3 protein-coding genes and 1 pseudogene are annotated in these 1,522 nt (G+C 61.6%); 3 read left to right on the top strand and 1 reads right to left on the bottom strand.

All coding sequences use genetic code 11. The features are described 5' to 3' along the window. Both EN750_RS33770 and EN750_RS33765 read left to right on the top strand, forming a co-directional pair. Nucleotides 1-171, top strand: a 171-nt coding sequence (locus EN750_RS33770; protein ID WP_189526662.1) for a methionine adenosyltransferase domain-containing protein, incomplete at its 5' end; no start/stop codon positions are given. 23 nt (nt 172-194) lie between these two features. Beyond that, entirely contained in the window at nt 195-896 is a 702-nt protein-coding gene (locus EN750_RS33765) for a tRNA (guanosine(46)-N(7))-methyltransferase TrmB (protein WP_127399232.1), read from the top strand. 66 nt (nt 897-962) lie between these two features. Here EN750_RS33765 and EN750_RS33760 read toward each other — a convergent pair whose 3' ends face one another. Further along, nucleotides 963-1,130 carry a hypothetical protein gene (locus tag EN750_RS33760; RefSeq protein ID WP_013527898.1) on the bottom strand — a complete coding sequence of 56 codons (168 nt, stop codon included), beginning with the start codon at nt 1,128-1,130 and terminating at the stop codon, nt 963-965. A 140-nt stretch (nt 1,131-1,270) separates the two neighbouring features. Between EN750_RS33760 and EN750_RS41160 the strand changes: the two are divergent. Then, nucleotides 1,271-1,522: pseudogene (locus EN750_RS41160) on the top strand (hypothetical protein); the annotation flags it as partial.

The raw sequence follows: 1,522 nt of genomic DNA, 5'->3' as shown, positions 1-1,522 counted from the left end.
GTGATGGATCTGTCGCCGTCGGGCATCCGCCGTCACCTCGATCTCAACAAGCCGATCTACGCCAAGACGTCGTCCTACGGCCATTTCGGCCGCAAGGCCGGCCGTGATGGGTCTTTCTCCTGGGAAAAGACCGATCTCGCCAAGGCGCTCAAGGACGCGGTCGCCGCCTGACAGCGGCGCCGCAAAGTCCCACCATGGATCCGAAGGACAGACCAAGCCGCGCGACCGAAGCCTTTTTCGGTCGCCGGCGCGGCAAAACCATGCGTCCGCAGCAGGCGGCCGCACTGGAAAGCGGCTTTGGCACATATCGGCTCGATCTGACGGCTGAACCGCCGGCTGATCTGCACGCTCTGTTTGAGACGGATGTCCGCGCGGTTCGCCTTGAGATTGGCTTCGGCGGTGGCGAGCATCTCCTGCATCGTGCGATCGAGGCGCCTTCGATCGGCTTTATCGGCGTCGAGCCCTTCGTCAACGGCATGGCCAAGATGATGATGGCGGTGCGCGAGAAACCACTCGCCAATCTGCGGGTCTATGACGACGACGCCACAAGGCTGCTCGACTGGCTGCCGCAAGCCTCGCTCGACGGCATCGATCTGCTCTATCCCGACCCTTGGCCGAAGAAGAAACACTGGAAGCGGCGCTTCGTCAGCCCGGTCAATCTCGAGCGGTTCGCGCGTGTGCTGAAGCCTGGTTCAAAATTCCGCTTCGCGTCCGACATCGACACCTATGTCAACTGGACCCTGCTGCATTGCCGCGCGCATGGCGCGTTCGCATGGCAGGCTTGCGAGGCGGCGGACTGGCACCTTTCCTATGAAGGTTGGCCGGGCACCCGTTACGAGGCCAAGGCCATTCGTGAGGGCCGGCGGCCGGCCTATCTGACCTTCATTCGGAAATAAGCTCGCGGTCTTAGAGAAATTCCAGGAAAAGTGTGAAACGGTTTTCCGTCCGGAATTGCGTCAAAGCTAGAAGCGGCGGCCGATGCGATCGAAGGCGGCAGGCTCGACGCCGAGATTGCGCAGGTCGTCGGCGCGCGGCCTGCGGCCGGCTTCCACGGCCCGTGAAGCGGCCACGGCGCTGCCGAATACGGTGAAGAAGTCGCCTATTGCAGAAAATATCTTGCGGTTGCTCATGATCATGTCCTTTCGCGCACGTATGGCGCACAGCCACATTTGTGCGGCGCAACATAAATAGGTGCGTTTCAGCGCCGATCCCATGGGTGTCGCCGCATAGGCGCCATGCGCCCCATGCAACGCTGGCGCGGGCCGCCTCGATGGCGGCGTTGCCCGACCAGCACAGCGGGCTTGAAACACAGGCCGTCATCGTCTATATCAACCTCAAATTCTTGGTCGGTATGACGAAGAGTGGGTCCACCCGGTCCCGCTCTTTTTTATTACCTGCCGATAACTTGATAGAGAACGACAGGGCTTCAATGACTGCAACGGCAAGCGAGGGCGACGATCGCATCATCCGCGAAAGCGGCATCGATGCGCGCATCGCGCTGATCGTCCAGCCGGTTCTGCGC

The sequence above is a fragment of the Mesorhizobium sp. M7A.F.Ca.ET.027.03.2.1 genome (assembly GCF_003999175.1).
In the GTDB taxonomy this organism is placed as follows: domain Bacteria; phylum Pseudomonadota; class Alphaproteobacteria; order Rhizobiales; family Rhizobiaceae; genus Mesorhizobium.
Note: the sequence above shows the minus strand (reverse complement) of the source record. Positions and strands in the feature narration are given on the sequence as shown.